The sequence below is a fragment of the Streptomyces sp. NPDC048257 genome (assembly GCF_043201855.1).
Taxonomy (GTDB): domain Bacteria; phylum Actinomycetota; class Actinomycetes; order Streptomycetales; family Streptomycetaceae; genus Streptomyces.
On the sequence record NZ_JBICZI010000017.1, the window covers coordinates 95,823 to 120,277 of the forward strand.

At 73.1% G+C, this 24,455-nt stretch carries 21 protein-coding genes and 1 pseudogene; 9 read left to right on the plus strand and 13 right to left on the minus strand.

Annotation, left to right across the window (positions count from 1 at the left end; all coding sequences use genetic code 11):
* Window positions 1-32 precede the first annotated feature (32 nt).
* Window positions 33-1,202 carry a trypsin-like serine peptidase gene (locus ACGFZK_RS26830; protein WP_393851415.1) on the plus strand — a complete coding sequence of 390 codons (1,170 nt, stop codon included), beginning with the start codon at window positions 33-35 and terminating at the stop codon, window positions 1,200-1,202.
* Between the two features lie 93 nt (window positions 1,203-1,295).
* Here ACGFZK_RS26830 and hflX read toward each other — a convergent pair whose 3' ends face one another.
* The 6 genes from hflX to miaA all read right to left on the minus strand — a co-directional run bounded on the left by hflX (window position 1,296) and on the right by miaA (window position 9,292).
* Window positions 1,296-2,801, minus strand: a complete 1,506-nt coding sequence (hflX, locus tag ACGFZK_RS26835) for a GTPase HflX (protein ID WP_393851416.1) — start codon at window positions 2,799-2,801, stop codon at window positions 1,296-1,298.
* A 127-nt stretch (window positions 2,802-2,928) separates the two neighbouring features.
* Window positions 2,929-4,419 carry a M1 family metallopeptidase gene (locus ACGFZK_RS26840; RefSeq protein ID WP_393851417.1) on the minus strand — a complete coding sequence of 497 codons (1,491 nt, stop codon included), beginning with the start codon at window positions 4,417-4,419 and terminating at the stop codon, window positions 2,929-2,931.
* Between the two features lie 129 nt (window positions 4,420-4,548).
* Window positions 4,549-6,639, minus strand: a complete 2,091-nt coding sequence (locus ACGFZK_RS26845) for a RelA/SpoT family protein (protein WP_393851418.1) — start codon at window positions 6,637-6,639, stop codon at window positions 4,549-4,551.
* Window positions 6,640-6,779: 140 nt separating this feature from the next.
* Complete coding sequence (gene dapF, locus ACGFZK_RS26850) at window positions 6,780-7,655, minus strand: diaminopimelate epimerase (RefSeq protein WP_393851419.1); 876 nt, start codon at window positions 7,653-7,655, stop codon at window positions 6,780-6,782.
* A 53-nt stretch (window positions 7,656-7,708) separates the two neighbouring features.
* Window positions 7,709-8,221: a hypothetical protein gene (locus ACGFZK_RS26855; RefSeq protein ID WP_393851461.1), complete on the minus strand. Its 513-nt coding sequence runs from the start codon at window positions 8,219-8,221 to the stop codon at window positions 7,709-7,711.
* Between the two features lie 132 nt (window positions 8,222-8,353).
* On the minus strand, window positions 8,354-9,292 hold the full coding sequence (gene miaA / locus ACGFZK_RS26860; RefSeq protein ID WP_393851420.1) for a tRNA (adenosine(37)-N6)-dimethylallyltransferase MiaA: 939 nt from the start codon (window positions 9,290-9,292) through the stop codon (window positions 8,354-8,356).
* Window positions 9,293-9,519: 227 nt separating this feature from the next.
* Here miaA and ACGFZK_RS26865 point away from each other — a divergent pair, with 227 nt between their 5' ends.
* Together ACGFZK_RS26865 and ACGFZK_RS26870 are read left to right on the plus strand one after the other, a co-directional pair.
* Complete coding sequence (locus ACGFZK_RS26865) at window positions 9,520-9,687, plus strand: gliding motility protein (RefSeq protein WP_393851421.1); 168 nt, start codon at window positions 9,520-9,522, stop codon at window positions 9,685-9,687.
* A gap of 23 nt (window positions 9,688-9,710) precedes the next feature.
* A complete protein-coding gene (locus tag ACGFZK_RS26870) occupies window positions 9,711-9,956 on the plus strand; it encodes an antitoxin (RefSeq protein WP_393851422.1) in 246 nt (81 codons plus the stop codon).
* Between the two features lie 132 nt (window positions 9,957-10,088).
* Here ACGFZK_RS26870 and ACGFZK_RS26875 read toward each other — a convergent pair whose 3' ends face one another.
* The 3 genes from ACGFZK_RS26875 to ACGFZK_RS26885 all read right to left on the minus strand — a co-directional run bounded on the left by ACGFZK_RS26875 (window position 10,089) and on the right by ACGFZK_RS26885 (window position 12,708).
* Window positions 10,089-10,796: a hypothetical protein gene (locus ACGFZK_RS26875; RefSeq protein ID WP_393851423.1), complete on the minus strand. Its 708-nt coding sequence runs from the start codon at window positions 10,794-10,796 to the stop codon at window positions 10,089-10,091.
* Between the two features lie 72 nt (window positions 10,797-10,868).
* Window positions 10,869-12,383, minus strand: a complete 1,515-nt coding sequence (miaB, locus tag ACGFZK_RS26880; protein ID WP_393851424.1) for a tRNA (N6-isopentenyl adenosine(37)-C2)-methylthiotransferase MiaB — start codon at window positions 12,381-12,383, stop codon at window positions 10,869-10,871.
* A 43-nt stretch (window positions 12,384-12,426) separates the two neighbouring features.
* On the minus strand, window positions 12,427-12,708 hold the full coding sequence (locus ACGFZK_RS26885; protein ID WP_393851425.1) for a hypothetical protein: 282 nt from the start codon (window positions 12,706-12,708) through the stop codon (window positions 12,427-12,429).
* 190 nt (window positions 12,709-12,898) lie between these two features.
* Here ACGFZK_RS26885 and ACGFZK_RS26890 point away from each other — a divergent pair.
* The 3 genes and pseudogenes from ACGFZK_RS26890 to ACGFZK_RS26900 form a co-directional block, all read left to right on the plus strand.
* A pseudogene (locus ACGFZK_RS26890) lies at window positions 12,899-12,952 on the plus strand (hypothetical protein); the annotation flags it as partial.
* An 85-nt stretch (window positions 12,953-13,037) separates the two neighbouring features.
* Entirely contained in the window at window positions 13,038-13,280 is a 243-nt protein-coding gene (locus ACGFZK_RS26895) for a hypothetical protein (protein WP_393851465.1), read from the plus strand.
* A gap of 512 nt (window positions 13,281-13,792) precedes the next feature.
* Window positions 13,793-14,788, plus strand: a complete 996-nt coding sequence (locus tag ACGFZK_RS26900; RefSeq protein WP_393851426.1) for a TAXI family TRAP transporter solute-binding subunit — start codon at window positions 13,793-13,795, stop codon at window positions 14,786-14,788.
* Window positions 14,789-14,869: 81 nt separating this feature from the next.
* Here the strand turns inward: ACGFZK_RS26900 and ACGFZK_RS26905 are convergent, their stop codons facing one another.
* Together ACGFZK_RS26905 and ACGFZK_RS26910 are read right to left on the minus strand one after the other, a co-directional pair.
* Entirely contained in the window at window positions 14,870-15,874 is a 1,005-nt protein-coding gene (locus ACGFZK_RS26905; protein WP_393851462.1) for an ROK family protein, read from the minus strand.
* A 27-nt stretch (window positions 15,875-15,901) separates the two neighbouring features.
* The gene (locus ACGFZK_RS26910) at window positions 15,902-16,969 is read right to left on the minus strand and encodes a LacI family DNA-binding transcriptional regulator (protein ID WP_393851427.1); all 1,068 of its coding nucleotides are present in this window, start codon (window positions 16,967-16,969) and stop codon (window positions 15,902-15,904) included.
* 729 nt (window positions 16,970-17,698) lie between these two features.
* Between ACGFZK_RS26910 and ACGFZK_RS26915 the strand changes: the two genes are divergently transcribed.
* On the plus strand, window positions 17,699-18,952 hold the full coding sequence (locus ACGFZK_RS26915; RefSeq protein WP_393851428.1) for a glycosyl hydrolase: 1,254 nt from the start codon (window positions 17,699-17,701) through the stop codon (window positions 18,950-18,952).
* A gap of 25 nt (window positions 18,953-18,977) precedes the next feature.
* The gene (locus tag ACGFZK_RS26920) at window positions 18,978-21,173 is read left to right on the plus strand and encodes an endo-beta-N-acetylglucosaminidase (RefSeq protein WP_393851429.1); all 2,196 of its coding nucleotides are present in this window, start codon (window positions 18,978-18,980) and stop codon (window positions 21,171-21,173) included.
* 31 nt (window positions 21,174-21,204) lie between these two features.
* On the opposite strand, the gene ACGFZK_RS26925 is transcribed toward ACGFZK_RS26920, so the two are convergent.
* Together ACGFZK_RS26925 and ACGFZK_RS26930 are read right to left on the minus strand one after the other, a co-directional pair.
* On the minus strand, window positions 21,205-22,617 hold the full coding sequence (locus tag ACGFZK_RS26925; RefSeq protein WP_393851430.1) for an ATP-binding protein: 1,413 nt from the start codon (window positions 22,615-22,617) through the stop codon (window positions 21,205-21,207).
* Window positions 22,618-22,629: 12 nt separating this feature from the next.
* Window positions 22,630-23,346 carry a response regulator transcription factor gene (locus tag ACGFZK_RS26930; RefSeq protein WP_393851431.1) on the minus strand — a complete coding sequence of 239 codons (717 nt, stop codon included), beginning with the start codon at window positions 23,344-23,346 and terminating at the stop codon, window positions 22,630-22,632.
* 285 nt (window positions 23,347-23,631) lie between these two features.
* Between ACGFZK_RS26930 and ACGFZK_RS26935 the strand changes: the two genes are divergently transcribed.
* On the plus strand, window positions 23,632-24,417 hold the full coding sequence (locus ACGFZK_RS26935) for an amino acid ABC transporter ATP-binding protein (protein ID WP_393851432.1): 786 nt from the start codon (window positions 23,632-23,634) through the stop codon (window positions 24,415-24,417).
* Window positions 24,418-24,455 lie beyond the last annotated feature (38 nt).

Below are 24,455 nucleotides of genomic sequence, written 5' to 3' on the forward strand. Positions count from 1 at the left end.
CCACGTATCGAACTCCCAGGGGGACGAACGACATGCGACCGAACCGACCGGTCACCGCGATCCTGTGCGCGGCCACGCTCGCGCTGACCGCGGCTGCCTGCGGCCCCGGCGACGGGGAGGCCGGCGGCGACGCCAAGCCGACCGTGGCGGCGAGCCTGCCGAGCACGGACGGGATCAAGATCCCGGACCAGCTCAAGGACAAGCTCAAGGAACACGGGTTCGACCTGGAGAAGTGGAAGGGGGGTGAGTGGAAGAACTGGAAGAAGGAGGACTGGCTCCGCGAGACGGGCGACTACATCAACCCGATCATCGAGGGCCTGTGGGACCCGGACCGCATGCGTGACGCCGAGCAGCCGCAGCGCCCGGCCGTCGACCCGGACGCGGGCAAGGACCAGGGCGTCACCGACCCCACTCCCGTGCCGGTGACGGCCAAGCAGGCCAACCCGCCCTACCACCAGAGCGTTCCGGCGTCCGGCAAGGTCTTCTTCGACGGTCCCGAGGGCTCGATGGTCTGCTCGGCGACCGTGGTCAAGGACCCGGCCCACCCCGGCAAGTCGAACATGGTCTGGACGGCGGGCCACTGCGTGCACGCGGGCAAGGCCGGCGGCTGGTACCGCAACATAGCCTTCGTCCCGTCCTACAACAACGCGGGCAAGCCGGCGGCGCAGCTCAAGGGCGCGCCCCGCGAGCAGGTGGCCCCGTACGGCGTCTGGTGGAGCGACTGGGCGCAGACCTCCGACCAGTGGATCGCGACCGGCGGTCCGACCGGCGGCGCGGGTGCCCCGTACGACTTCGCGGTACTGCACGTGACGCCCGAGAAGGGCAGCGGCAAGTCCCTGGAGGAGACGGTCGGTACGGCGCTCCCGGTGGAGTTCAACGCCCAGGCCGTGCCGAAGGTCGCGGGCGTCACGGCGACCGGCTACCCGGCGGCGGCTCCCTTCGACGGCCAGCGCGCCTTCCAGTGCACGGACAAGCCGGGCCGGCTGTCCCTGAACGCCGCTGCCCCGGTGATGTACCGCATCGGCTGCACCATGACCGGTGGTTCCTCCGGTGGTGGCTGGGTCGCGGCGGGCTCCGACGGCAAGCCGGCGCTGGTGTCGAACACCTCGATCGGCCCGGCCAAGGCGGGCTGGCTGGCCGGCCCGCGCCTCGGTCCGGAGGCCAAGGGCGTCTTCGACGCCGTCAGCGGCAAGTTCAAGTAGCCCCGGAGCAAGACCGAACGACCGAGGCCCCCCTGCACCGCAGGGGGGCCTCGGTCGTCAGGCCGTCCAGGCTCTCCGAGCCGTCACACCGGCTCAGCGCTTGGCGAGGGCGTACGGCGCCAGGTCCGCCGCCAGTTCCTGGTGGACCCGGGCCTTGAGCAGGGTGCCGTCCGGGGTGTGCTCCTCGGAGATCACCTCGCCCTCGGCGTGTGCCTTGGCGATCAGCGAGCCGCGGGTGTACGGCACCATGGCCTCCACCTCGACCTCGGGCCGCGGGAGCTCGGAGTCGATGAGCGCGAGGAGTTCCTCGATGCCCATGCCCGTCCGCGCCGAGACGGCGATGGAGTGCCGCTCGATCCGCAGCAGCCGCTGCAGGACGAGCGGGTCCGCGGCGTCCGCCTTGTTGATCACGACGATCTCGGGCACGTTGACCGCGCCGACCTCGCGGATCACCTCGCGCACCGCCGCCAGCTGCTCCTCCGGCGCCGGATGCGAACCGTCCACGATGTGCAGGATCAGGTCGGAGTCCCCGACCTCCTCCATCGTGGAGCGGAAGGCCTCGACGAGGTGGTGCGGCAGGTGTCGGACGAAGCCGACCGTGTCGGCCAGGGTGTAGACCCGGCCGCTCGGCGTCTCGGCCCGGCGCACGGTCGGGTCGAGGGTGGCGAACAGGGCGTTCTCCACCAGCACGCCCGCGCCCGTGAGGCGGTTGAGCAGCGAGGACTTGCCCGCGTTGGTGTAGCCGGCGATGGCGACCGAGGGCACCTTGTTGCGGCGCCGTTCCTGCCGCTTGATGTCACGGCCGGTCTTCATCTCCGCGATCTCCCGGCGCATCTTCGCCATCTTCTCGCGGATCCGGCGCCGGTCGGTCTCGATCTTGGTCTCACCGGGGCCTCGAGTGGCCATGCCGCCACCGCCGCCGCCACCCATCTGGCGGGACAGCGAGGCACCCCAGCCACGCAGTCGCGGCAGCATGTACTGCATCTGCGCGAGCGCGACCTGCGCCTTGCCCTCTCGGGACTTGGCGTGCTGGGCGAAGATGTCGAGGATCAGGGCGGTCCGGTCGACCACCTTCACCTTGACGACGTCCTCGAGGGCGATGAGCTGGCCGGGGCTGAGCTCACCGTCGCACACGACGGTGTCGGCGCCGCTCTCCATGACGATGTCACGCAGCTCGCGCGCCTTGCCCGAGCCGATGAAAGTGGCCGGGTCCGGCTTGTCACGGCGCTGGATCACGCCGTCGAGTACGAGGGCACCCGCCGTTTCGGCTAGGGCGGCGAGCTCCGCGAGGGAGTTCTCCGCGTCGTTGACCGTGCCGGAGGTCCAGACACCGACGAGCACGACGCGCTCCAGGCGCAGCTGCCGGTACTCGACCTCGGTGACGTCTTCGAGCTCGGTGGAGAGGCCGGCCACGCGGCGCAGGGCCGCGCGCTCCGAGCGTTCGAACTGCTCGCCGTCCCGGTCTCCGTCGATCTCGTGGCTCCAGGCGACGTCCTCTTCCATCAGGGCATCGGCCCGAAGGCTCTCGGTGAAGCTCTGCGGGTCCGGCACGTCCTGTGCGTCCCGCGCGTCCTGGGAAGGGGAAGAAGAGGAGGTCATTGGATCCTTACGTCGATTCGAATAGCAGTGTCACGTTAACTGTCACGTCCAACGTGTCACACCGCCGGGGGATTCCCCGTGCGGGCCTGTCGATGGTGACATGCCCGTTCCTCACCGGTCACACGCTTTATCGGGCGCTCCCGCCCGCCGGGGCCTTGCCGGAGGCGGCCTTGACCGACGCGGCGGCCGCGCCGCTCCACTCCGGGTGCCCGGGCATCGGCGGGGTCGTGGTCCCGTACAGCCAGGGCTCCAGGAAGGCCCCGAGGTCCCGGCCCGCCTCCTGCGAGGCCAGGCGGACAAAGTCGGCCGTCCCCGCGATCCCGTCCCGGTTCTCCGCGACCCAGCGCCGCTCGATCCGGTCGAAGGCCGGGGCGCCGATCTCCTGCCGCAGCGCGTAGAGGATCAGCGCGGCCCCGTCGTAGACCACCGGCCGGAACAGCCCGATCTTCTCGCCGGGTGCGGCGGCCTTCGGGGCGGCCGGGGGGCCGCCCGCCGCCCGCCACTGGTCGGAGCGCTGGTACGCCTCGCGCATGCGCCGCTCCAGGGAGTACTTGCCGAGACCGTCCGCGTACAGGGCCTCGTACCAGGTGGCGTGTCCCTCGTTCAGCCACAGGTCGGACCAGGTCCGCGGGGTGACGCTGTCCCCGAACCACTGGTGCGCGAGCTCGTGGACCATCACGGACTCGACGTACCACTCGGGGTAGCCCTCGCCAGAGAACAGGTTGCTCTCGAAGAGCGAGAGGGTCTGCGTCTCGAGCTCGAAGCCGGTCGTCGCCCGCGCGATCAGCACCCCGTAGTTCTCGAAGGGATAGCGTCCGACCCGCTCCTCCATCCACTCGATGTGGCCCGCGGTCTTCTTCAGCCAGGGATCCAGCCGCTCCCGGTCCTGGGCGGGGACGACGTCGCGCAGCGGGAGTCCGTGCGGTCCGGTGCCGTGGACGACCGCGGACCTGCCCACCGAGACCTGGGCCAGTTCGGTGGCCATCGGGTGCCGGGTCCGGTACGTCCAGGTCGTCGTGGGACCGATCCGCAGGGCGGGGGCCACCTGCTCCCCGTTGGCGACGGCCGTGAGACCGGCCGGGGCGGTGATCCGGAAGGTGAAGACCGCCTTGTCGGCGGGGTGGTCGTTGCAGGGGAAGACGCGGTGCGCGGCGTCCGCCTGGTTGGCCATGGCCAGGCCGTCCTCCGTGGGCACCCAGCCGCCGTCCCCGCGGCCGCGCGGGTCACTGGTGTGCCGGATGGTGATGCGCAGGGGCATGTTGTCCGCCACCGGGCGCGCGGGCGTCAGTACGAGGTCCTCCGCCACGCTCTCGAACCGCGCCGGCTCCCCGTTGACCTCGACGGACGCCACCTTGCCGTGGGTGAAGTCCAGGTTGATGCGCTCGAGCGGTTCCAGGGCGCGGGCGTCGATGACGGTGACGGCGTCGAGCGGGCTCAGGTTGTCCTTGTAGGCGAAGGACAGGTCGTACGCGAGCACGTCGTACCCGGGGTTCCCGAGCTCCGGGAAGAGCCGGTCGCCGATGCCCAGCGGCTTCGGTGGGGGCAGTACGGCGGCGACGAGGGTGAGGGAGGCCGCGGCGAGCAGGGCGGCGCGCAGGCGCGGGGAGGAGAGCTGCATCCACCACCGCTTACCAGCGCCCGCCACACGGCCGCGTACGGCGCGCGACGGGACCACCCGAACGGGGCCTTCCGGAGCCGCCCCGGCCTACGCCGGGCTGACGCCGCGGCTGGACACGGCTACACGTGGCTACACGCGGCGGACGTCGTACACGCCCGGCACGTCCCGCATCGCCCGCATCAGCGCGGGCAGCCCGGTCGCGTCGGGCAGCTGCAGGGTGTACGTGTGCCGGACCCGCTGCTCGACCGGCGGCTCCACGGTCGCCGAGACCACCTCGACCCCCTCGCGGGCGATGGCCTCGGTCAGGTCGGCCAGCAGATGCGGGCGGCCGAACGATTCGGCGAGCAGGGTGACGCGGCAGTCCGCCGTGGCCCGCCAGTGCACGGCGACGGAGGTGCGCCCCACGGCGCGCATCTGTGCCACCGCCGCGCAGTGGACGCGGTGGACGGTGACGGCCCCGCCACGGACCAGGAAGCCGGCGACGGCGTCCGGCGGCACCGGGGTGCAGCACCCGGCCAGGCGCACGGGGGCGTCCGGCAGGTCGGCGACGGCGTTGCCCCCGCCACCGCGGGCCCCGACCACCGACAGCGGCGCCCGCGCGGCCGAGGTCGTGGCCATGGCCCGGTCGGGATGGGCTTCGAGCCAGCTGCTGATGGCGATCCGGGCGGCGGGGGTCCGCGCGTGGTCCAGCCACTCGGCGGCGGGTCCGGAGGAGGCGTCCTGGGCGAGCAGCAGCTGGACGGTGTCCCCGTCGGACAGCGGGGAGGACAGGGAGGTGAGGCGCCCGTTGACCCGGGCGCCGATACAGCCGTGGGCCGCCTCGCCGTGCTGCGCGTAGGCGGCGTCGATACAGCTGGCCCCGGCCGGCAGACTGATCGTACCGGTGGCGCTGCCGTCGTCCCGGAACACGGTGATCTCCCGGTCCTGGGCCAGCTCCGCCCGGAGCACGGTCCAGAAGGTGTCGGGGTCGGGCGCGGACTGCTGCCAGTCCAGCAGCCGGGACAGCCAGCCGGGCCGCGTGGGGTCCACGCGCTCCTCGTCCGGGTCGGTGGCGGCGTCGGGCGTCGCGGTGGCGTACGGATTGCCGAGGGCCACCACACCGGCCTCGGCGACGCGGTGCATCTGACGCGTCCGCACGATGACCTCGGCCACGTAGCCCTCGGGGGTGGCGACGGCCGTGTGCAGGGACTGGTAGAGGTTGAACTTCGGGGTGGCGACGAAGTCCTTGAACTCCGAGACGACCGGGGTGAAGCAGGTGTGCAGCTCGCCGAGCACGGCGTAGCAGTCGGCGTTCTCGCCGACGAGGACGAGGATGCGGCCGAAGTCGGAGCCGCGCAGCTCGCCGCGGGTGCGGGCGATGCGGTGCACGGAGACGAAGTGCCGCGGCCGTACCTGTACTTCGGCGGCGATGCCGGCGTCGCGCAGGACCCCGCGTACGGACTCGGCGATGGCGGGGAGCGGGTCGCGTTCGCCGGCGTGGGCGGCGATGAGCGCGCGGGTGCTCTCGTACTCCTCGGGGTGCAGGATCGCGAAGACGAGGTCTTCCAGCTCGGTCTTGAGGGCCTGGACGCCGAGCCGTTCGGCCAGCGGGATGAGGACGTCGCGGGTGACCTTGGCGATGCGGGCCTGCTTCTCGGGGCGCATCACGCCCAGGGTGCGCATGTTGTGCAGCCGGTCGGCGAGTTTGATGGACATGACGCGGACGTCGTTGCCGGTGGCGACGAGCATCTTGCGGAAGGTCTCGGGTTCGGCGGCGGCGCCGTAGTCGATCTTCTCGACCTTGGTGACGCCGTCGACGATGAAGCAGACCTCGTCGCCGAACTCCGCGCGGACCTGATCGAGGGTCACGTCGGTGTCCTCGACGGTGTCGTGGAGCAGAGAGGCCGTCAAGGTGGTGGTCTCGGCGCCGAGTTCGGCGAGGATCAGGGTGACGGCGAGCGGATGTGTGATGTACGGCTCACCACTTTTGCGCATCTGACCGCGGTGCGAGGTCTCCGCGAGGAGGTACGCACGCCGCAGAATGGACAAATCGGCGTCCGGATGATGGGCACGGTGCGCCTCGGCGACGTGGCCGATCGCGTCCGGGAGCCGGTCCCGGGACGTCGGCCCGAGCAGGGCCGCGCGCCCGAGGCGGCGCAGATCGAGCCTGGTCCGCCCCCGTCTGCGGAGCTCAGGGCGCGCTTCGGGGTGTGCTTCGGGGTTCGTGGCCTCTGCACTCATGGGCACCTCCGGCGGCTTCGACCGGCGGTGGTGGGCATGGGGTGAGCCCTCAGGGCCGGTGCCTGATGTTACCGACCCCACCACGTGGCGCAGTCCACCTCTCGCTCAGCGTGAAACGGATCACCCATTAGAGGGAAGCTTCAGCCGAAAGCCGTTTCGGTGAGCCAGGCCGTGTCGAACTCGCCCGCGGCCACGATCACGGCCGGTCCGGTCATGTCGATCTGCCCGTCGGGGTGTTCGGTGATGATCAGGGTTCCGCCGGGGAGGTCGACGGTGTACGCGACCGCGTCCCCGGTGGCGGCCGGGTCCGCGCCGTCGCGGCGGATGGCGGCGACGGCGACGGCGCAGGCGCCGGTGCCGCAGGAGCGGGTCTCGCCGGAGCCGCGCTCGTGGACGCGCATGGCGACGTGCCGGGGACCGTGGTCGACGACGAACTCGACGTTGACACCCGTCGGGTAGGCGGACGCCGGGCTGAACGGCGGGGCGGTGAAGAGGTTCCCGGCGTCGTCGAGGCTCTCGACGAACGCCACGGCGTGCGGGTTCCCCATGTTCACGTTGCGCGCGGGCCAGCTCCGCTCTCCGACGCTGACCGTGACCTCGCCCTCGGGCAGCACGGCGCGGCCCATGGAGACCGTGACGTCGCCCCCCTTGTCGAGGTGCACCCGCTTGACGCCGCCGCGGGTGGCGACGGCGAGGTCACCGGGCTCGACGTGTCCGGCGTACTGGAGGTAGCGGGCGAAGACGCGCACGCCGTTGCCGCACATCTCGGCGATGGAGCCGTCGCTGTTGCGGTAGTCCATGAACCACTCCGCCTCGTCGGCCAGGTGCGCGGCCTCCGGGTGCGCGGCGGACCGGACGACGTGCAGGACGCCGTCGGCGCCGATGCCGGCCCGCCGGTCGCACAGCTTCGCGACGGCGGCCGCGGGCAGCTCGATGGCGTTGTCCGGGTCCGGGACGATCACGAAGTCGTTCTCGGTGCCGTGGCCCTTGAGGAAGGAGAGGGTGGTCTGCGTCACCCGCCCATCGTACCCAGCCCCTGCTCAGAGGGGTCGAGCCGTCCGAGGGGCGGTCAGCGGAGCCGGGCCACCCGGTACACGGCGAGACCTACGACGGCCAGTGCGACCACGGCGTACAGCGCGGCCAGGCGCCAGTCCGGGCGGCGGCCGCTCCCGCGCGCCGGGAGGCCGGGCCAGGTGTAGCCGACCCGGCGGGCGGCCATCATTCCCCAGCCTCCGGCGCAGCAGCTGATGAGGAAGCCGAGCATGGCGACCACGGCTCCGCCGTCGCCGAACTCGAAGGCGAGCGGGAAGGCGAACATCAGCGAACCGGTGGCGGCGAGCATGACGATGGGGGCGATCTGCCACAGGCGCAGGCGGCGCTGCGGACGCAGTTCCACCTCGAACTCGGGTCCGGCGGCGGCCTCCGCCTCGGCGGAGTCCGGGGCGTCCGGGCCGTCGGGGGTCAGTCGCGCCGGGTCGGCGGGCAGCCCGAGTCCGGCGGGACCGTCCGTCCCGTCCAGAAGCATCGGATCCGCTTCTCTCCGGGTGTCGTCCCGCCCGGTGTCGCGAGGGCCGGCCTCCATCGCCACGCGCCCTCCCCACTCGGACTCAGTACGCCGCCGTTCATCGCAGGTGATCGCACCCGCTGGAGTTTGATGATGGCACGCCCTCGGCCCCGCTACTGGCGCGTGAGGCGTCCCGTGGCCATCACGTGATCAGGCTGTGACCGCTCGTTCGACCAACGACTGCGCGAGTCCGGGGAGTTCCCCCCGGTCGGTGGCGGCCCCGCTGAGCCAGTGGACCCGCGGGTCGCGGCGGAACCAGGAGTCCTGACGGCGGGCGAACCGCTTGGTCGCGCGGACGGTCTCGGCCCGGGCCTCGTCCTCGGTGCACTCGCCGGCGAGCGCGGCCAGCACCTGCTGGTAGCCGAGCGCCCTGGAGGCGGTGATTCCGTCGCGCAGCCCGCGGGCCTCCAGCGTGCGGACCTCGTCCACCAGCCCGTCCTCCCACATCCGGTCCACCCGCAGGGCGATCCGCTCGTCGAGCTCCGGCCGGGCCACGTCGACGCCGATCTGCACGGTGTCGTAGACGGACTCGTGGCCGGGCAGGTTGGCGGTGAAGGGTCGGCCGGTGATCTCGATGACCTCCAGCGCGCGGACGATGCGGCGGCCGTTGCTGGGCAGGATGGCCCGGGCCGCGGCCGGGTCGGCGGCGGCGAGGCGGGCGTGCAGGGCGCCGGGGCCCCGCAGCGTGGCCTCCTCCTCCAGCCGGGCGCGGACCTCGGGGTCGGTGCCGGGGAACTCCATGACGTCCAGGGCGCCGCGGACGTACAGGCCGGATCCGCCCACGAGGACGGGGGTGCGGCCCTCGGCGAGCAGTTTGTCGATCTCCAGGCGGGCCAGCCGCTGGTAGTCGGCGACGTTGGCGGTGTCGGTGACGTCCCAGATGTCGAGGAGGTGGTGCGGGACGCCGCCGCGTTCCCCGGTCGTCAGTTTGGCGGTGCCGATGTCCATCCCCCGGTACAGCTGCATGGAGTCGGCGTTGACGACTTCGCCGTCGAAATGGCGGGCCAGGGCGACGCCCAGGTCGGACTTTCCTGCCGCGGTGGGACCGACGACGGCGATGACCCGCGGGGCGGGGGCTGCTTTCCTCACTGCCCCAGTCTCGCAGCCCCTGGTCAAGACGCTGCCATGTACCCGATCGAGCTACGTGACGGAGTGGGGTCGGGGTCGTTGCCCTGGCGAGGTTCCGGCCGGACATACGCCCTGCGTACGCCCGGCGCAGGCCGGTCCGGCCAGGGCGGAACTTCGCTCACACGAGTAACGTTACGGGAGTAGACATGGGCGTTTTTGATCGGTTTTTTCGTCGTAAGGACCAGGTCGTGACCGAGGAGGTCGCGGCGGCGGACCTGACGGCGGAGTCCGGTGCGGCCGACCCGGCCGAGCCTGTTGTTGCGGAGGCTCAGGCGGTGGAAGCCGTGGACATTCCGAAGCAGCAGTCGGCCCCGGTGGCCGCGGACAGCGAGACCGGCGAGGGCGCCCGCACGTAGCGACCGCCAACGGAAGGTGACCCATGGGCCTGCTGGACAATCTGAAGGCCAAGCTCGGGCCCGCGAAGGACAAGGTCGAGGACCTCGCCCAGAAGAACGAGGGCAGGATCGCCGAGGGTCTGGACAAGGTGGCGAAGGCCGTGGACTCCAAGACCCACGGCAAGTACAGCGACCGGATCACGAGCGGCACGGGCAAGGCGAAGGACGCCCTGGGCAAGATCGCGCACAAGGACACCCCCGGCGGGCCGACGCCGCCGGCCGCCTCCTGAGGCGGTCCCGGAAGGGGCGCGGGACCAGCTGATGCCGGTCCCGCGCCCCTTCGGGGTTTCCGGGGTCCCCCGGGCGGCCCTGCGACCGCGTCCCAAGAGGCGGTGGCCACGACCCGGCCTACGACCCCTCGGCTACGACCAGGCGGCCACGAAGTACCCCACGCCGTACGGTGCGTCCTCGTAGAGCAGACGCCCTGCCAGCTCCGCGCCCTCCGCGGCCCCGGCCAGCACCTGCCAGGGCGCCCGTCCGGCGGCCTGGAGCTCGGCCGCGAGACCGGCGTCCAGCGAGGCCAGCGCGGCCACGTCGGCGGCGCCCAGCGCGCGGGCGGCGGCCGCGTCGAAGGCGGCGGCGCGTTCGTCGAGGTAGCCGGGGGCCTTGACGGTCCGCCGGGCGCTGCCGTCACCCATCACGAGCAGCGCCACCCGGGCGGCGCGCGCGCCCAGTTCCCGGCCGGTCTCCAGGCAGCGCGCGGTGTCCAGCGGCTCCTCGACCCCGAGCCCCTCGACCGGGGCCGAGCCCCACCGCGCGTGGCCGAGCAGCCAGGCGCCCACGGCGAGCGAGGCGGGCAGCAGCCGCGGCCCCTCCTCGCCCTCCCCGAGCTGTACGTCGCTCGCGACGCCGAATCCGCGGAACCCACCGCGGGCACCCTGCGGGTAGGACCCGCGGTGGTCCCGGTCGGCGGCGCCGACCACCACCAGCAGGTCGGGCCGGGACGCGGCGAGCACCGCCAGCGCGTCGGAGCAGGCGGTACGGGCGTCGCCGAGTTCGGCGGCGGCCCCCGCGGCGACCTCCGGCACGAGCAGCGGCGGGGCGGGACAGACGGCAGCGGCTACGAGCATGATCCGCAGCCTAGCCGGACGTACCGCGGGGGCGGGACGTGCACCGGCGCGCCCCCGCACCCAGGTCAGGCCCTAGGGGGCCGAGCAGCCGGCCACTGCGGCCGGGAGGGGCGCCGGAACGCCCAGCGTCGGGATGCCCAGCATGACGCCGGCCGGCTGCGCCGGGGCCGCGTTGCGCTTCTCCCAGGCGTCGCCGGCGCGCGTGCGGCGCACGGTCGGCGTCGGGCCCTCGGCCAGCAGGTGGTGCGGGGCCGCGTAGGTGATGTCCACGGTGACCACGTCGCCGGGCCGGACCTCCGCCTCCGGCTTCGTGAAGTGGACCAGGCGGTTGTCGGGCGCACGGCCGGAGAGGCGGTGCGTGGCGCCGTCCTTGCGGCCCTCGCCCTCGGCGACCATGACCTCCAGCGTGCGGCCGACCTGCTTCTTGTTCTCCTCCCAGGAGATCTCCTCCTGGAGGGCGACCAGGCGCATGTAGCGTTCCTGCACGACCTCCTTGGGGATCTGCCCGTCCATGTCGGCGGCGGGGGTGCCGGGCCGCTTGGAGTACTGGAAGGTGAAGGCGTTCGCGAAGCGGGCCTCGCGCACGGTGTGCATCGTCTGCTGGAAGTCCTCCTCCGTCTCACCGGGGAAGCCCACGATGATGTCGGTGGAGATCGCGGCGTGCGGGATCGCGGCGCGGACCTTCTCGATGATGCCGAGGAAGCGCTCCTGCCGGTACGAGCGGCGCATCGCCTTAAGGATCGGGTCGGAGCCGGACTGCAGCGGCATGTGCAGCTGCGGCATCACGTTCGGGGTCTCGGCCATGGCCGCGATCACGTCGTCCGTGAAGTCGCGCGGGTGCGGGGAGGTGAAGCGGACCCGCTCCAGGCCCTCGATCCGGCCGCAGGCGCGCAGCAGCTTGCTGAAGGCCTCGCGGTCGCCCAGGTCCGAGCCGTAGGCGTTCACGTTCTGGCCGAGCAGGGTGATCTCCGAGACGCCCTCGGCGACCAGGGCTTCCACCTCGGCGAGGATGTCGCCAGGCCGGCGGTCCTCTTCCTTGCCGCGCAGGGCCGGGACGATACAGAAGGTGCAGGTGTTGTTGCAGCCGACGGAGATCGAGACCCAGGCGGCGTACGCGGACTCGCGGCGGGTCGGGAGCGTGGAGGGGAAGGCTTCCAGCGACTCGGCGATCTCGACCTGCGCCTCCTCCTGGATGCGGGCGCGCTCCAGCAGCACGGGGAGCTTGCCGATGTTGTGCGTACCGAAGACGACGTCGACCCAGGGGGCCCTCTTGACGATCGTGTCGCGGTCCTTCTGCGCGAGGCAGCCGCCGACGGCGATCTGCATGCCGGGGCGCTTCGTCTTCATCGGGGCCAGCCGGCCGAGGTTGCCGTACAGCTTGTTGTCGGCGTTCTCGCGGACCGCGCAGGTGTTGAAGACCACGACGTCGGCGTCGCCGTCGGCGCCCTCGGGCGCCCGGACGTAGCCGGCGTCCTCCAGCAGACCGGAGAGCCGCTCCGAGTCGTGCACGTTCATCTGGCACCCGTAGGTGCGCACCTCGTAGCTTCGCTTCACGTCCACTGCCTGGCTCCGGTCGCTGCTGGTCATGCAATAAGGGTAGGCGGTACCCGGTGGCCCTCCGGTCCCCCGTTCAGCCGACCCTCGGGCAGGCGGCGGCCGAAGAGGACGAGCAGCAGGTCGAGGCGCACGCGTTCAGCCGGGTTCCCTCGCCGTGGGGCCAGTCCAGGTCCTGTGCGCGCAGCTGGATGCCGGTCAGGTCCACGCCTCGCTCGTGGCCGACGGCGACGGTGATGTCGAGGCCGTGGACCACGTCGTGGGCGAAGACTCCGGTGGGGCCGGCGGCGGGCGGTTTCCAGGGGTGGCCGGCGTTCTCGCGGAGCAGCGCGGCGAGCTCGCGGGGCCGGTCGGTCATCCCACCGGTCCGGGGCGAGGGCGTCCGGTACGTCGGCCGGCTCGCGGCGGGGCGGGCGTGGGTCGGGGTGCTGATCGGCTCTTGGCTTCGGGGTCGAGCCGGCGTCCGGCACAAGTGCAAGAGCGGGTGCTTCCGAGATCTGGAAGCCGGGTTTCTGGAACTGGCTCGGCTGCGCCACTTCGTGGCCGTGGTGGAGGGGGGCGGCTTCCCCCGCGCCGGGGCGAGGCTGCACGTGTCACAGCCCGGGTTGAGCGCACGGATCGGGCGGCGGGAGCGGGAGCCGGGCGCGGCTCTCCTCCGCGCGGGCCGCGCGGGCCGCGCCGGCGGCGGTGGAGGCCGTACGCCGCGCGGCCGAGGAGTTCTCCGGCCTGCTGCGCGGGCGGGGCCCGTCGGGCTGGTCCCAGGGGGCGGCCGGCGCAACGGAGGGCGCGCTCGACGTGATGGAGGTGCTCGGGGACTTCCACGACGAGCACCCCGGTGTGGAGATCGCACTGTTCGTGGACACCTGGGAGCGGATGCCGGCCGCGCTGCTGCGCGGGGAGCCGGATCTGGGTGGTCGGCCTGCGCCGTGAGCCGCCGGCGGGCATCTCCTTGCAGCTGGTCCTGGACGAGCCCCTGCTCGCGGCGGTCCGGGCGGACGGCCCGCTGGTGACCACCGCCGCCGCGAACCGCGGGAGCGCGGGCCGGCCCGGATCGGCCTGCCGCGCGGGACGGGGCTGCGCGGGGGTGCCGGAACGGGCGTGCGCGCAGGCGGGATGCGCCCCGCGGGTGGACTTCGAGGCGGCGGCGCCCGCCGCACCGGTCCGTTGGCCGCGCGGGCTCCGGGGATGGCGGTGGCGCCCTCCGGGGCGGAGCAGGCAGCCACCCCGCGGACCGGAGACGGCGGCAGCGGCAGCGGCAACGACGTCGGACTGTGCGCGGTGCGGATCACCAAATCCAGGGCTGAACGGGCGCGTCGTTCTGGCCTGGTGAAGGGACGGACCGCACAACCCCGCCGCCCGCACGCTGCTGGTGAGGCTCCGCTCGGGAGCCCCGGACGGGCCGCGCCGTGACAGGACGGCGGCCGGGTGGCAGGATCTCGGCCATGCCTCTCGTACCGCCCCGGATCAGCAGGCGCCACGCCCTGCGGGTCCTGGTGGCCGTACTCGCCGTGCTCGGCGTCCTGACCTGGTGGCTGAAACCCTTTGGGCCGTCCGAACTGCACGGCGAGCTGACCATCAGCACGGGCGCGCGCACCGGCGTCTACCACCGGTACGGGCAGCTGCTGGAGCAGGCGCTCGGGCGGGACATGCCCGGGGTGGACGTACGGCTGCAGACCAGCGAGGGCTCGCAGGAGAACCTGAAGCGGCTGGCCACCGGTGAGGCGGACTTCACGGTGGCGACGGCGGACGCGGTCGCCAAGTACCGGCTCGACGGGAAGCCCGGCGCCGACCGGCTGCAGGGGTGCGCACGGCTCTACGACGACTACGTGCAACTGGTGGTCCCGGCGGGATCCCCGGTGCAGTCGGCCCGTGACCTGCGCGGCAAGCGGGTGGCCATCGGCCAGCCGGGGTCCGGCGTGCGCCTCGTCGCCGAGCGGCTGCTGACGGCGGCCAAGATCGACCCGGTGCTGGACGTGACTCCGGTGTCCATAGGCATCGACACCATGCCCGGTGAGCTGGAGGCCGGCCGGATCGACGCCTTCTTCTGGTCCGGCGGCCTGCCGACCAATGCGGTGCGCGAGCTGTCGGAGCGGTTCGACATCCGGCTCGTGCAGCTCGGCGACCTGGTGGAACAGCTGCAGGAGAGCGGCAGCCCGGCGCGCTACTACCGGACGGCGGTCATGCCGCAGGACGCGTACGCGCGGGCGCGCAACACCAGCTCGGTGGCGACCCTGGCCGTGCCGAACCTGCTGGTCACCACGGCCGGTACGGACCGCGAGCTCGTCGAGCAGCTGACGCGGACGGTGATCCTCAGCCGCGACCGCGTCGGGCACGAGGTGCACGCGGCGCAGCTGGTGGACCTGCGGACGGCGATCTACACCGACCCCCTGGAGCTGCACGAGGGCGCGCGCCGGTACTACCGGTCCGTCAAGCCCTGAAGACTCCGCGGGCGGCGAGTGCTCCCAGGGCTCGCAGGGCTCCGGGGTCTCCCAGGGCCTGCGCCCGGGGTTTCACCGGGTTCACGAGGGCGAGGGCAGCAGCATGGTCGCCGCCGCGGCCGCGCCGATCAGCCCCGCGTGGGTGCCCAGCATCGCCGGCACCACCTGGATGTCCTTGACGAAGGAGAGCGTGGCGTAGGCCGCGAGGTGTCTGCGGATCGGGGCGAAGAGGGTGTCCCCGGCGGACGCCACCCCACCGCCGATGACCGCGATGTCCGTTTCCACGAGGGTCCCGGTGGCCGCGATGGCGGCGGCCAGGGCCCGGCCCGCCCGGTCGAAGGCGGCCAGCGCGATCGGGTCCCCCTCGGCGGCGGCAGCGGCCACGCCCGCCGCCGTGGCGTCGCGCACGCTCCCCGCGGTGCCGGAAGGGGTCCAGCCCTGTTCCCGGGCCCAGCGGGCGATCGCCGTACCGGAGGCGATCGACTCGACGCAGCCGTGGCCGCCGCACACGCACGGTTCGCCGTCGAAGGCCACGCTGATGTGGCCGATGTGTCCGGCGTTGCCCGTGGGGCCGGGGTGGAGCTGGTTGTTCAGGATCAGGCCGCCGCCGACGCCCGTGGAGACCACCATGCACAGCGCGTTCGCATGGCCGCGGGCCGCGCCCAGCCAGTGCTCGGCGGCCGTCATCGCGACCCCGTCACCGGCCAGCACGGTCGGCAGGTCGGCTCCGCGCGCCGCGAGTTCCGCCACGACCCGCTCCTGGACCGGGAACTCCCGCCACGCCCCGATGTTGACCGGGCTGACCGTGCCCCGGGAGGCGTCCACCGGGCCCGCGCTGCCGATCCCGCAGCGGACGGCCGAGGCCCACAGCGGCGATTCGGACAGATCGGCGACGACCTCGGCGACCGCCGCCATGACGCCGTCGGCGTCCACCCCGCGCGGGGTCGGGCGGCGGGTGGTGGCCGTCATCGTCCCGTCGGGGTGCACCAGCGCACCGGCGATCTTCGTACCGCCGATGTCGATCGCCACCGTCGGGCCGGAGGCCCGTGCGGCGGCCCGCGGTGCGGGGAAGGGGGCGGTGGGAATGATCACGATGGCGGCTCCAGGGAGGGTTCAGGATTCAGTATGCGCCGGGGGCGGCGCCGTGCTCTCGCGAGGCTCCAGTCGCGGATGCTCGCTGATCCGGACACCGGGTGGGCTGCCCGCGAGGACGGCGAGGAGTTCCCCGGCGGCCAGCCGGCCGAAGCCTGCGGTGTCCCGCACGAGGGCGGTGAGCCGGGGGTGGGTGACCCGGCAGAGCGCGGAATCGTCCCAGGCCACGATGGACAGCCGGCCCGGTACGGGGATGCCCAGCTCGGCGGCGACCGCGCTCCCGGCGACGGCCATCACGTCGTTGTCGTAGATGAGCGCGGTGGGTGGCTGCGGCTCGGCGAGGACCCGGCGGGTGGCCGCCGCGCCCTCGGCGTCGGAGTAGTCGGTGACCACCGAACGCACCTGGTCCGGGCCGAGCCCGCGGCGGGCGGCCTCGGTCCGCAGGGAGTCCATCCGGCGGACCGTGTGAGCGAGGCCGGGCAGCCCGGCGATGTGCACGATCCGGCGGTGGCCCAGCCCGTGGAGGTGGTCCAGGACCTGGGCCATGGCGCCGGCGTCGTCGGCCCGGACCGAGGAGAGGGTGGCGCAGAGTCCGGCCCCGCCCGTGTCGGCGCCCGGGGTCCCGGACTCGCCGATGGTGACCGCGGGCAGGGCCAGTCCCTCCAGGAGCGCCGGTCGCGGGTCGCTCGTACGCGGGTCGACCACGAGCACGCCGTCCACCCGCCGCTCCGCCCACCAGCGGCGGTAGACCGCGCACTCGGCGTCCATGTCCTCCACGACCTGGAACAGCAGGGCGGTCCGGGCGGCGGAGAGGACCTCCTGGATGCCGGAGACGAGCTGGAGGAAGAAGGACTCGACGCCGAGCGTGTGCGCGGGCCGGGCGAGGACCAGGCCGACGGCCCCGGAGCGTTCGCCGGACAGGGCGCGGGCGGCGCTGTTGGGCTGCCAGCCGAGTTCCTCGGCGACGCGGCGGATCCGGGCCCGCGTGTCCTGCGAGACGCCCGGCCGGTCGTTGAGCGCGAAGGAGACGGCGCTCTCCGACACCCCGGCCTGCCGGGCGATGTCCTTGATCGTGGGTCTGCGGGCCATGGCCTGCCTCATTCGTCCTTCGGGTGCGTCACGCGCGGCGGAATACGGATGGCAATGGCCGGACCGTACGCGATCCTGCCCTGACAGGCTGCCTGCACGCCCGTCCGGTGGTCCCCGGACCGGGCACGGTCACCGACGGTGCGCTGCGCGTACGGAGCTTCGTGCGCGGCCACCCCGGCCGGCTGCCCGGCGGTCTCCGGACGGCCGGATGCGGCGACGGCCCGGGCCGGTTCGCCGGTGACCCGGGGTGCACCAGGACCGGCAGGTCCCGGATCCGGTGGGGTCGCAGCCGGGCTCCACCGTGCGCGGAGCGGTCACCTCGACCGCGGTGCCGGTGTCCGCGGTGGGGTCCGCGCGCGGGATCTGCGGGGGCGGGGTGCCGAGGCCCGGGCCGTGCACGGTGACGTGCAGCGGGCCGGCCGGACGGTCCGTGCGGATCCGGATGCGGACCACCCGGGCGGGCGATCCGGGCGGCGGGCCGGGCGGCCCGGTGAACAGCGCCGGAGTGCTGACCGGGTGACCGAAATACCACTGTCCATTTCCCGCACTTCCCCGCTGCCGGTCTCAACTAAAGCGCATTAGTACACTCAGGCTCCGCCGAACAGAACCCTTGTGTCAACTGGACTGAAGCGCATAAGTACACGGCCGGAAGGCCCTGTTGACTTTCCCCATCGACACCGGCAGGTTGTGGCGCATCCGGTGAATTCACCCAGAACTCCAGGACGCCCTGTGCCCGATCACGCGCTCCGCTTCGGCGCCAACTACACACCGGCCCGCGGCTGGTTCCACCACTGGCTGGACTTCGACCTCGACGAGGTCAGGGCCGACCTCGACTCGATCGCCGAGCTCGGGCTGGACCACATCCGCGTCTTCCCGCTGTGGCCGGTCTTCCAGCCCAACCGGACGCTGATCCGGCCGCGTGCCGTGGAGCAGCTCGTCGCCCTCGCCGATGCGGCCGCCGAGCGCGGGCTCGACGTCAATGTGGACGGCCTGCAGGGGCACCTGTCGAGCTTCGACTTCCTGCCCGCCTGGACCCGGACCTGGCACCGGCGCAGCATCTTCACCGACCCGGACGTGATCGCCGGGCAGGAGGAGTACCTGCGCACGCTGGCCGCGGCCCTCGCCGACCGGCCGAACTTCCTGGGCATGACGGTCGGCAACGAGATCAACCAGTTCTCCGGCGCCCCGCACCCCGACCCCGACCGGATCACCCGGGACCAGGCCGCCCGCTGGCTGGAGCGGATGCTCGCCGCCTGCGAGGAGGGCGCTCCCGGGCGGCTGCACCTGCACGCCGAGTACGACGCCGCCTGGTACCAGGACGGGCACCCCTTCACCGCGGCCCAGGCGGCCCGGCTGGGCGCGGCCACCGCCGTGCACTCCTGGGTGTTCAACGGCACCGCGCAGCGCCACGGCGGGAGCGGGTCGGCGACCGAGCACCATGCCGCGTACCTGATCGAGCTCTCCAAGGCCTGGGCCCTGGACCCGCATCGCCCGGTCTGGCTCCAGGAGGTCGGCGCGCCGGCGCCGCTGGTCCCGCCCGGACGCGCGGCGCGTTTCACCGAGGCCACCGTCGCGAACGCCCTGGACTGCCCGGACGTGTGGGGCGTGACCTGGTGGTGCTCGCACGACGTGTCCCGGGAGCTCGCGGACTTCCCGGAGCTGGAGTACGGCCTCGGCCTGCTCACCAACGACCGCCGTACCAAGCCGGCCGGCGCCGCCATCGCCCGGATCGCCGGGCAGTGGCGTGGCCGCGCGCACCGCCCCGCACCGCGGTCCACCGCGCTCGCCGTGGACGTCGGCGGGGCGCAGGAGGCTCCGGGGCGCTCGGTGTGCGCCCCGGGCGGCGCGTTCTTCGAAGCCTGGGCAGCGCTGACGGCCCAGGGGGTGCGGCCCGCGGTGGTCCTGGCGGAGCTGGCCGGAGAACCGGCCCATCTGGCCGCGCGCGGCATCACCGAGGTGCTGCGCGTGCACGACGTGACCTGACCGATCCCCTCGTGAGGAGCCCCGCATGCCCGAGACCGACAACGGCGTCGATCCGCGTACGCCGCCGCCCGCCGCGATACGGCCGACCCGGCGCAGGGTGCTGGTGACCGGGGCGGGGGCCGCCGCGCTGCTGGGCCTGGCGGGTCGCGCCCGGGCCGCCGCCGACACCGCCGCCGCGCCCTTACCCCCGGGGGCCCCGGCGTCCGCACCGGCACCGGCGTCGGCACCGGCGTCGGCACCGACGTCGGCACCGACGCCGGCCGACCTGGCCCCGTACGCCTCGTACTGGTTCCCGGACTCCCTCCCGGCGGGGACCCCCGGCCCCGGGATCGTGTGGCGCTCGCTCGCCCGGTGGACCCCCGAGAGCGATCCCGATCTGGCGCACAACACCGCGACCGTTCCCCTGGCGGAGCGGTTCACGCCGGTCCCGGCGAACCGGGACGCCCGCGCCGGCCGGGCCCGGATCTCCTCCCTCGTCTCGTTCGGGCCCACGGCCGGGAACCCCTCCCAGGGCTCCCCCACCGCCGACCACTACGCGCTCACGCACTGGGCGTACATCGACGAGCTGGTCTTCTGGGGCGGCTCCGCCGGCGAGGGGATCGTGCTCGCCCCGAACGCGCCCGTGGTCGACGCCGCGCACCGCAACGGGGTCCGGGTGCTGGGCAACGTGTTCCTGCCGCCCGTCGTCTACGGCGGCGACCTGCGGTGGACCCGCGACCTGGTGCAGCGCGACTCCCTCGGCCGCTTCCCGATCGCGGACAAGCTCGTCCGGGTGGCCCGGACGTACGGGTTCGACGGCTGGTTCGTGAACGCCGAGACCGATGGCGGGGACAGCGCGCTCGCCACCCGGATGCGGGAGTTCCTGCGCGCCCTGCGGGCGGCGGGCGAGCCCCACGGTCTGCGCATCACCTGGTACGACGCCATGAACACCACCGGCCGGGTGGGCTGGCAGGGCGCACTCAACGCGCTCAACCAGGAGTTCTTCGAGGACCGGGCCGGGAAGGTCTCGGACACGATGTTCGTGGACTTCCGCTGGACCCCGGACACCCTGGCCGCCTCGGCCGCGCTCGCCGACCGGCTCGGCCGCTCCCGCCACGAGCTGTGGGCGGCCGTGGACACCGAGTCCCGCGGCTGGGACTCCCCCGTCGACTGGGACGCGATCGTCCCGCGCGATCGCGACCACGTCGTCAGCTACGGCTTCTACCGGCCCGAGTGGACCCGCAACCACCTCACCGACCGCTCCCCCGAAGCCTTCCACCGGGCCGACGACCGGTTCTGGACGGGCGAGTCCCTCGACCCGGGCCGGCCCGTGCCCGAGGCCGGATGGCGGGCGCCCGCCACGGCCGTCGCCGACCGGTCCACCGTCACCGGGCTCCCCTTCGCCTGCTCCTTCAACACCGGGCACGGGCTGCGCTGGTACGACGGCGGCAGGGTCGTCTCGGAGACGCCCTGGAACCACCTCGGGCTCCAGGACCGGCTCCCGGGCCGCCGCTGGGCGGTGGACACCACCGGGGAACGCCCCGCCGTCACCCTGGACTTCGCGAACGCCTGGCGCGGCGGTTCCAGCCTGCTGGTCGAGGGCGCCCTGACGGCGCCCGCGGTCGTCGGGCTGCACTGCACACGGCTGCCGCTGACCCGCCGGTCCGTCCTGGAGCTGGTGCACGCCGCCGGGCCGGAGCCGGTCGCGGTGGAGCTCGGCGTGGCCGTCCGCGAGCCGTCCGGTCCCGGCGAGCCGGTCCCGTACACGTGGCTGGCGGCCGGGAGCCGGGACAGCGGGCAGGGCTGGCGCACGACGCGGGCCGGGCTGGCGTCGCTGACGGGCAGAACCGCGTACGGCCTGGCGGTACGGATCACCGCGCGCGGAAGGAAGCCGGTGGCGTGGCGGATCGGCGCCCTGTCGGTACACGACGAGCCCCGCACCCGGCGCCCGGCCCCGCCCACCGCCCTGAGCGTGGACGCCTCGGCCCGGCAGGACGACCGGGCCTGGCTGCGGCTGTCCTGGCGGGCGGCGGCCGGCCCGGGCGGGCGGCCGCGCCACTACGAGGTGTGGCGGGTCCTGCCCGACGGCACCCGCCGCTTCCTCGGTGGCACCTGTGGCACCGCCCTGCACCTGCCCGCCGTCCCGCGCGCCGGTCGGGAGCGGACGGCGGCCTTCGAGGTCCGGGCGGTCGACGAGCTGTACGCGCAGTCGGCCCCGGCCCGCACCACGCTCGCCTGGTAGCCGAAGCTCCCGAAGGCTTCCGGACTCGGCCTCAGCCGGCCTGGGGGTCGGTCCGCGGGACGGCCACGGTCACCCGCAGCCCGTGCGGCGGGTTCTTCTCGTAGGAGAGGGACCCGCCGCCCGCGGCGAGCAGGGCGCGCGAGATCGACAGGCCGAGACCGGAGCCCTTGATGTTCTGGTGGCGGCCGCTGCGCCAGAACCGGTCGCCGACGCGGAGCAGCTCGTCCTCGGTGAGGCCGGGGCCGTGGTCGGCGACGGCCACGCGGACGGAGCGCCCCGCGCAGGAGACCGACACTTCGACCTCCTCCCCCGTGGGGGTGAACTTGAGGGCGTTGTCGATGACGGCGTCGAGCGCGCTGGACAGGGCGATCGGGTCGGCCCAGCCGGTGATGGCGGTCCGGCCCGTCTCGGTGAGCCGTACGCCCTTCTCCTCGGCGTACGGGCGCCACGCGGCGACCCGCTCGGCGGTCAGCCCCCCGATGTCGGTCAGTTTGATCTCGGCGGAGGCGTGCTCGGCCAGCGCCAGGTCCAGCAGGTCGTCCAGGACCTGGGTCAGGCGCTTGCCCTCGGTGCGGACGGAGGCGATCTCCTCGTTGCCCTCGGGCAGTTCGAGGGCGAGCAGCTCGATCCGCAGGAGCAGCGCCGCGAGCGGGTTGCGCAGCTGGTGGGAGGCATCGGCGACGAACGCCCGCTGCTGTTCCAGTACCTCTTCGACGTTGTCGGCCATCTCGTTGAAGGAGTGGGCCAGGCGTTGGAGTTCCGGGGGCCCGCCCGCGGCCGCGACGCGCGAGTTCATCCGTCCGGTGGCGATGCCGTGGGCGGCGGCGTCCAAGGTCTGCACGGGCTTGAGCACCCAGCTGGTGAGCCTGAGGGCGGCGCCGAAGGCGACCAGCATGGCGGCGGCGAGCCCGCCCGCGATCAGCAGCCAGCCCTTCAGGATCCGGGCGCGCATCTGGTCGGTCGGCGACTCGGTGGCGACGACCGCGACCACGTCGCCGTCGAGGACGACCGGGGAGATGACGAGGAGCTTGCCGTGGGTCTGCCAGGGCCACACCTGAGGGGGATCGTGGCTGCGCCGCCCGGCCAGCGCCTCCTCGAAGGCCCGGCGCCCCTCGCCGGACTCCGGGAGCTGCCACCAGCCCGGGGAGCGGACCATGGCGTTGTCGTCGCGGTAGAAGATGCCGGCGCGGATTCCGTACAGGGTCTGGTAGCGGGCGAGTTCGAGCCCGAGGGTCTCGTGGCGTTCGTCGGCGCCGGTGGATCCGGAGCCCTCGGCGTCGATGAAGAACTGCGCGAGGGCGGCGAAGCGGGCACTGTCGTCGATCCGGTCGACCACCACCCGCTGCTGCTGCCCGGCGGCCAGGCTCACCGCGAGCGGGAAGCCGAGGGCGAGCAGCGTGCCCGCCATCAGGATGACGAGCAGCGGGAGCAGACGGGCACGCACGACGGAGGGCCCCTAGGGAGCGGCCGGGGCGACGAGCCGGTAGCCCACCCCTCGGACGGTCTCGATGAGGGCGGGCATGCGCAGCTTGGAGCGCAGCGAGGCGACGTGGACCTCCAGGGTGCGCCCGGTCCCCTCCCAGCTCGTGCGCCACACCTCGCTGATGATCTGCTCGCGGCGGAAGACGACGCCGGGCCGCTGCGCGAGCAGGGCCAGCAGGTCGAATTCCTTGCGGGTGAGCGGTACGTCCGCGCCGTCCACGCTGACCCGGCGGGTGGGCAGCTCGATGCTGACGGGGCCGAGCCGGACGGTGGCGGGCGTACCGGTCCCGGGGGCGGCGGCCTCATCGGCGGCGCCGGTGCGCCGGGCGACGGCGTGGATGCGGGCCAGGAGTTCGCCGGTGTCGTAGGGCTTGACCACGTAGTCGTCGGCGCCCATGTTCAGGCCGTGGATGCGGGAGCGTACGTCGGCCCGCGCAGTCACCATGATCACGGGTGTGGCGGTGCGCTTGCGGATCTTGCCGCACACCTCGTAGCCGTCCTGGTCGGGCAGACCGAGGTCGAGCAGGATCACGCCGTAGGACTGTGCGCAGGTCGGCGCGCCGCCGGGCAGGAGCGCGTGCAGGGCCTCTTCGCCGTTGCGGGCATGGGTGACCTGGAAACCGTGGCGGGCGAGGATCGCGGACAGGGCTGCCGCGACGTGATCGTCGTCCTCGACCAGCAGCAGTCTCATGTAGTCCCCCTCTCCTCTTCTCGCGCGGGCGTCACCAGGCATGGTCACACGCGGGGCCACCATGCATCCACGCCGATGTGGAGTCCCGCGTCAAGGGGGGCCCGCTCCGGCGCGCCTTCCGTTATGCACCCGGTACGCGTCCATGATCGACCACGCCGGTGTCGCGCACGGAGCGTATCCGGAAGAGGCCGGATCGTTATGCTCAATTCTCCCTCAGATGTGATGACGTTGTGCGCGTCACGTCACTACTGTCCTCCCAACCGAGGAGGACGGAGCAAGAAGCCGATGAGCGGAGTATCAGTGACCAAGGACGTGCAGGACGCGGCCGGTGCCGCAGACGACCTGGTCGTACTGAGCAACGTCAACAAGCACTTCGGCGCGCTGCACGTGCTTCAGGACATCGATCTGAGCATTGCCCGCGGTGAGGTGGTCGTGGTGATCGGTCCTTCGGGATCGGGCAAGTCCACGCTGTGCCGGACGATCAACCGCCTGGAGACCATCGACTCGGGCACCATCACGCTCGACGGCAAGGAACTGCCCTCGGAGGGCAAGGAACTCGCCCGGCTGCGCGCCGACGTCGGCATGGTCTTCCAGTCGTTCAACCTCTTCGCGCACAAGACGGTGCTGCAGAACGTCATGCTGGGCCAGCTCAAGGTCCGCAAGACCGACCAGGCCCAGGCCCACGAGAAGGCGGTGGCCCTGCTGGAGCGGGTGGGCGTCGGCTCGCAGGCCGACAAGTACCCGGCGCAGCTCTCCGGCGGCCAGCAGCAGCGCGTGGCGATCGCACGGGCGCTGGCCATGGAGCCGAAGGTGATGCTCTTCGACGAGCCGACCTCGGCCCTGGACCCGGAAATGATCAACGAGGTGCTGGAGGTCATGCAGCAGCTCGCCCGGGAGGGGATGACCATGGTGGTCGTCACACACGAGATGGGCTTCGCCCGCTCTGCGGCCAACCGGGTCGTCTTCATGGCCGACGGCAAGATCGTCGAAGAGGCCACCCCCGAGCAGTTCTTCAGCAACCCGCGCAGTGACCGCGCCAAGGACTTCCTGTCGAAGATCCTGCATCACTGAGGTTTCCGTCTGGTAGTGATCCGTATGCGGATCACCGC

Excerpts from the sequence above, each read along its gene's own strand:
- ACGFZK_RS26830 (WP_393851415.1), top strand. The coding sequence starts at position 33 with ATGCGACCGAACCGACCGGTCACCGCGATCCTGTGCGCGGCCACGCTC.
- hflX (WP_393851416.1), bottom strand. The coding sequence starts at position 2,801 with ATGACCTCCTCTTCTTCCCCTTCCCAGGACGCGCGGGACGCACAGGAC.
- ACGFZK_RS26840 (WP_393851417.1), bottom strand. The coding sequence starts at position 4,419 with ATGCAGCTCTCCTCCCCGCGCCTGCGCGCCGCCCTGCTCGCCGCGGCC.
- ACGFZK_RS26845 (WP_393851418.1), bottom strand. The coding sequence starts at position 6,639 with ATGAGTGCAGAGGCCACGAACCCCGAAGCACACCCCGAAGCGCGCCCT.
- ACGFZK_RS26855 (WP_393851461.1), bottom strand. The coding sequence starts at position 8,221 with ATGGAGGCCGGCCCTCGCGACACCGGGCGGGACGACACCCGGAGAGAA.
- ACGFZK_RS26870 (WP_393851422.1), top strand. The coding sequence starts at position 9,711 with ATGGGCCTGCTGGACAATCTGAAGGCCAAGCTCGGGCCCGCGAAGGAC.
- ACGFZK_RS26875 (WP_393851423.1), bottom strand. The coding sequence starts at position 10,796 with ATGCTCGTAGCCGCTGCCGTCTGTCCCGCCCCGCCGCTGCTCGTGCCG.
- miaB (WP_393851424.1), bottom strand. The coding sequence starts at position 12,383 with ATGACCAGCAGCGACCGGAGCCAGGCAGTGGACGTGAAGCGAAGCTAC.
- ACGFZK_RS26885 (WP_393851425.1), bottom strand. The coding sequence starts at position 12,708 with ATGACCGACCGGCCCCGCGAGCTCGCCGCGCTGCTCCGCGAGAACGCC.
- ACGFZK_RS26900 (WP_393851426.1), top strand. The coding sequence starts at position 13,793 with ATGCCTCTCGTACCGCCCCGGATCAGCAGGCGCCACGCCCTGCGGGTC.
- ACGFZK_RS26910 (WP_393851427.1), bottom strand. The coding sequence starts at position 16,969 with ATGGCCCGCAGACCCACGATCAAGGACATCGCCCGGCAGGCCGGGGTG.
- ACGFZK_RS26920 (WP_393851429.1), top strand. The coding sequence starts at position 18,978 with ATGCCCGAGACCGACAACGGCGTCGATCCGCGTACGCCGCCGCCCGCC.
- ACGFZK_RS26930 (WP_393851431.1), bottom strand. The coding sequence starts at position 23,346 with ATGAGACTGCTGCTGGTCGAGGACGACGATCACGTCGCGGCAGCCCTG.
- ACGFZK_RS26935 (WP_393851432.1), top strand. The coding sequence starts at position 23,632 with ATGAGCGGAGTATCAGTGACCAAGGACGTGCAGGACGCGGCCGGTGCC.